Source organism: Streptomyces sp. SID5910, from assembly GCF_009862125.1.
In the GTDB taxonomy this organism is placed as follows: Bacteria; Actinomycetota; Actinomycetes; order Streptomycetales; family Streptomycetaceae; genus Streptomyces.
This window is the reverse complement of record NZ_WWHX01000256.1, coordinates 1-4819: the sequence shown is the minus strand read 5'-3', so window position 1 is coordinate 4819 and position 4819 is coordinate 1. Positions and strand designations below refer to the sequence as shown.

Genomic DNA, 4819 nt, shown 5'->3' with positions numbered 1-4819 from the left:
TGCCACCCTGAGCAACGTGACCATCACCAACTCGGCCGAGGGCGACGTGGTGAAGGAGCCCGGCTCGCAGTTCGTCTTCAACGGCTCGGCAGGCGGGTCCGCCACCGCGCGCCGCTGACCACACCCCACCGCGGTGCGCCGGCCACGGCCGGCGCACCGTTCACCCCCACCCATCCCACTGCCGGTCCCGCCGCGCGCGGCGGGACCGAGATCGGGGACGCATGAGAACCCGCAGACGACCGTCACGGAGCCTGTGCGCCGTGGTGACCACCAGCCTCCTGCTCCTGGGCGGCCCCCTGGTTTCCGCCGCCTCGGCGGCCGGCGGCCCCAACGTCGCCGCCGGCGACCCGACCGCCGCGAGCAGCGCGCACGGCGAGTACGGCGCCGCGAACATCACCGACGGCAACCAGGGCACCTACTGGCAGAGCGCCGGCGGCGACCTGCCCCAGTGGGTGCAGACGGACCTCGGCACCACCACCCGCGTCGACGAGGTGGTCCTCAAACTGCCCGCATCCTGGGAGCGGCGCAGCCAGACCCTGGCGATCCAGGGCAGCGCCGACGGCACCAGCTTCACCACCCTCAAGGCGTCCGCCGCCTACGCCTTCGACCCCGGCTCCGGCAACACCGTCACGGTGAGCTTCCCCGCCACCCAGACCCGGTTCGTGCGGGTGGCCGTCACCGCCAACACCGGCTGGCAGGCGGCCCAGTTGTCCGAGCTGGAGGTGCACGCGGCGGGGGAGTCCTCCGTCAACCTGGCCCGCGGACGCACCTTCACCGCGAGCAGCCAGACCGAGGTCTACAGCCCGGTCAACGCCGGCGACGGCAACAAGGCCACCTACTGGGAGAGCCGCAACAACGCCCTCCCCCAGTGGCTCCAGACCGACCTGGGCTCCGCCGTACGCGTCGACCGCGTCGTCCTGCGCCTCCCCGACGGCTGGGGCACCCGCACCCAGACCCTGAAACTCCAGGGAAGCACGAACGGAACGGACTTCACCGACCTGACCGCGAGCAAGACCTACACGTTCGCGCCCGCGGACGGCAACTCGACCACCCTCACCTTCGACGCCGCCACCACCCGCTACGTCCGCGTCCTGGTCACCGCCAACAGCGTGCAGCCCGCCGCCCAGGTCTCCGAACTGGAGGTCTACGGACCCACGACCGGCGACACCCAGGCACCCTCCGCCCCGCCGCACCTCGCGCTCGCCGAACCCGGCACCGGCCAGGTCCGCCTCACCTGGGACGCGGCCACGGACGACACCGGCGTCACCGCCTACGACGTCTACGCCGACGGCGACCTGCTCACCTCGGTCGGCGGCGACGTCACCACGTACACCGACACCCGGCCCGCGGGCACCCGCGTCAGCTACTTCGTGCGGGCCAGGGACGCCGCCGGCAACCAGTCCCCGAACAGCAACACCGTGACCCGCGCGGCCGAGGACGGCGACACCGAGGCCCCCACCGCCCCGGCCGACCTGACCCTCACCGAGCCGGAGGCGGGCCGCATCCGCCTCACCTGGGGTGCCTCCGCCGACAACAAGGCCGTCACCGGGTACGACGTCTACGCCAACAACACGCGGCGCGCCTCCGTCGCCGGTGACGTGACCACCTGGACCGACACCCAGCCAGCCTCCGCGACCGTCACCTACACCGTGCGCGCCAAGGACGCGGCCGGCAACCAGTCGCCGCCCAGCAACCAGGTGACCCGCAACGGCACCGGGACCGCCTCCGACCTGGCGGTGGGCAAGCCCATCGAAGCCTCCTCCGTCATCCACACCTACGTCGCGGCCAACGCCAACGACAACAACACGGCGACCTACTGGGAGGGCGCCGCGGGCAGCTACCCGAACACCCTCACCGTCAAGCTGGGCGCCAACGCGGACGTCGACCGGCTGGTGCTGCGCCTCGACCCCGGCTGGGGCAGCCGTACCCAGACCATCGAGGTCCAGGGCCGGGAGCAGGGCGCCACCGGCTTCACCTCGCTGGTCGCCGCCAAGGAGTACGCGTTCGACCCGGCCGGGCAGAACACCGTCACCGTCCCGGTGGGCAAGCGCACCGCCGACGTGCGGCTGCGCTTCACCGCCAACAGCGGCGCCACGGCCGGGCAGCTCGCCGAGTTCCAGGTCATGGGCGTCGCCGCGCCCAACCCGGACCTGGAGGTGACGAAGCTGACCACCTCACCGGCGGCTCCCGTCGAGTCGGACGACATCACCGTCTCCGCGACCGTCCGCAACAGCGGGACGGCCGACGCACCGGCCAGCAAGGCCGCCGTGCGGCTGGGCGGCTCCACCGTGGCCACCGCGCAGGTCGGGGCACTGCGGGCGGGGGAGGAGACCACGGTCACCGCGTCCCTCGGCACCCGCGAGGCGGGCACCTATCCGCTGAGCGCCGTGGCCGACGACGGCGACGCGGTCATCGAGCAGAACGAGACCAACAACACCTACACCAGCCCGGACGCCCTGGTCGTCAAGCCGGTCGCCAGCTCGGACCTGGTCGCCGCGGCCGTGAGCACGTCCCCGTCCTCCCCGGCCGCCGGGGACGACGTCACCTTCCGCGTCGCCCTCAAGAACCAGGGCACGGTGGCCTCCGCGGGCGGCGACCACCGGATCACCCTCACCCTGACCGACAGCAAGGGCGCGACCGTCAAGACCCTGACCGGCGCCCACACCGGCGCCATCACCCCCGGCGCCACCACCGACGCCGTCACCCTCGGCTCCTGGAAGGCGGTCAACGGGTCCTACACCGCCAAGGTCGTCATCGACCCCGACGCCCAGGAGATACCGGCCAAGCGGGACAACAACACGTCCACCAAGCCGCTGTTCGTCGGGCGCGGCGCCAACATGCCGTACGACATGTACGAGGCCGAGGACGGCACGCTCGGCGGCGGCGCCAAGGTCGTCGGCCCCAACCGGACCGTCGGCGATCTCGCCGGCGAGGCCTCGGGCCGCAAGGCGGTCACCCTCACCGGCACCGGCCAGTACGTCGAGTTCACCACCCGGGCCAGCACCAACACCCTCGTCACCCGCTTCTCGATCCCGGACGCGCCGGGCGGCGGCGGCACCGACTCGACCATCAGCGTCTACGTCGACGGCGTCAAGAAGAAGACGCTGCCGCTGACGTCGCGCTACGCCTGGCTGTACGGGGCGGAGGCCGCGCCCGGGAACTCACCCGGCTCCGGGGCACCGCGCCACATCTACGACGAGGCGCACCTCGTGCTCGACCAGACCGTGCCCGCGGGCTCGAGGATCCGGTTGCAGAAGGACGCCTCCGACTCCTCCACGTACGCCTTCGACTTCGTGAACCTGGAGCAGGCGGCGCCGGTCGCCAACCCGGACCCGGCCGCGTACGCCGTGCCCGCCGGATTCACCCACCAGGACGTGCAGAACGCCCTGGACCGGGTGCGGATGGACACCACGGGCAAGCTGGTCGGCGTGTACCTGCCGCCCGGGGAGTACCCGACGTCGAGCAAGTTCCAGGTGTACGGCAAGGCCGTGAAGGTCGTCGGCGCCGGGCCCTGGTTCACCCGGTTCCAGGCGCCCTCGACGCAGGACAACACCGACGTCGGCTTCCGCGCCGACGCGACGGCGAAGGGCTCGACGTTCGCCAACTTCGCCTACTTCGGCAACTACACGTCCCGCATCGACGGGCCGGGCAAGGTGTTCGACTTCGCCAACGTGTCGGACATCGTCATCGACAACATCTGGACCGAGCACATGGTGTGCCTCTACTGGGGCGCCAACACCGACCGGATGACGATCAAGAACTCCCGCATCCGCGACATGTTCGCCGACGGCGTCAACATGACCAACGGGTCGACGGACAACCTCGTCTCCAACAACGACGCCCGGGCCACCGGCGACGACAGCTTCGCGCTGTTCTCGGCGATCGACGCAGGCGGCGCCGACATGAAGAACAACCTCTACGAGAACCTGACGACCACGCTGACCTGGCGCGCGGCCGGTGTCGCCGTGTACGGCGGCTACCAGAACACCTTCCGCAACATCCGGATCGCGGACACTTTGGTGTACTCCGGCATCACCATCTCGTCGCTGGACTTCGGCTATCCGATGAACGGCTTCGGGACCGACCCGACGACCTTCGAGAACATCTCGATCGAGCGGGCCGGCGGGCACTTCTGGGGTGCGCAGACCTTCCCCGGCATCTGGGTCTTCTCCGCCTCGAAGGTCTTCCAGGGCATCCGCGTCAACCACGTGGACATCGTCGACCCCACCTACAGCGGCATCATGTTCCAGACCAACTACGCGGGAGGGCAGCCGCAGTACCCCGTCAAGGACACCGTCTTCACGGACGTCACCATCACCGGGGCGCACAAGAGCGGTGACGCCTACGACGCCAAGTCGGGCTTCGGGGTGTGGGCCAACGAGATGCCGGAGCCGGGACAGGGCCCGGCGGTCGGCGAGGTCACCTTCAACGGGCTGAAGCTCGGCGACAACGCCGTGGACGTCCGCAACACGACCTCCACCTTCAAGATCAACATCAACCCCTAGCCGGATCCGCCCCTGTCGGGAATCGACGAAGCGTAGCGCAAGCCCTTGCGAGGGTTTGCGCTACGCTTGCGTGTATGACGCGACGACTTGCTCAGGTGGCGAAGAAGGTTGGGGTCAGCGAGGCCACGGTCAGCCGGGTCCTCAACGGCAAGCCGGGGGTGTCGGAGGCGACACGGCAGTCGGTGCTGACGGCGCTGGACGTCCTGGGATACGAACGCCCGACGCAACTGCGCGGGGAACGGGCCCGCCTGGTGGGGCTCGTGCTGCCCGAGCTCCAGAACCCGATCTTCCCGGCGTTCGCCGAGGTCATCGGC

At 70.6% G+C, this 4819-nt stretch carries 2 protein-coding genes; both read left to right on the top strand.

Going from position 1 to position 4819, the window contains the following annotated elements; all coding sequences use genetic code 11:
* Positions 1-221: 221 nt before the first annotated feature.
* Positions 222-4505, top strand: a complete 4284-nt coding sequence (locus GTW67_RS08855; protein WP_161164253.1) for a discoidin domain-containing protein — start codon at positions 222-224, stop codon at positions 4503-4505.
* A 74-nt stretch (positions 4506-4579) separates the two neighbouring features.
* The coding region (locus GTW67_RS08850) for a LacI family DNA-binding transcriptional regulator (protein ID WP_161164252.1) at positions 4580-4819 on the top strand (240 nt) is incomplete at its 3' end.

Excerpts from the sequence above, each read along its gene's own strand:
- GTW67_RS08855 (WP_161164253.1), top strand. The coding sequence starts at position 222 with ATGAGAACCCGCAGACGACCGTCACGGAGCCTGTGCGCCGTGGTGACC.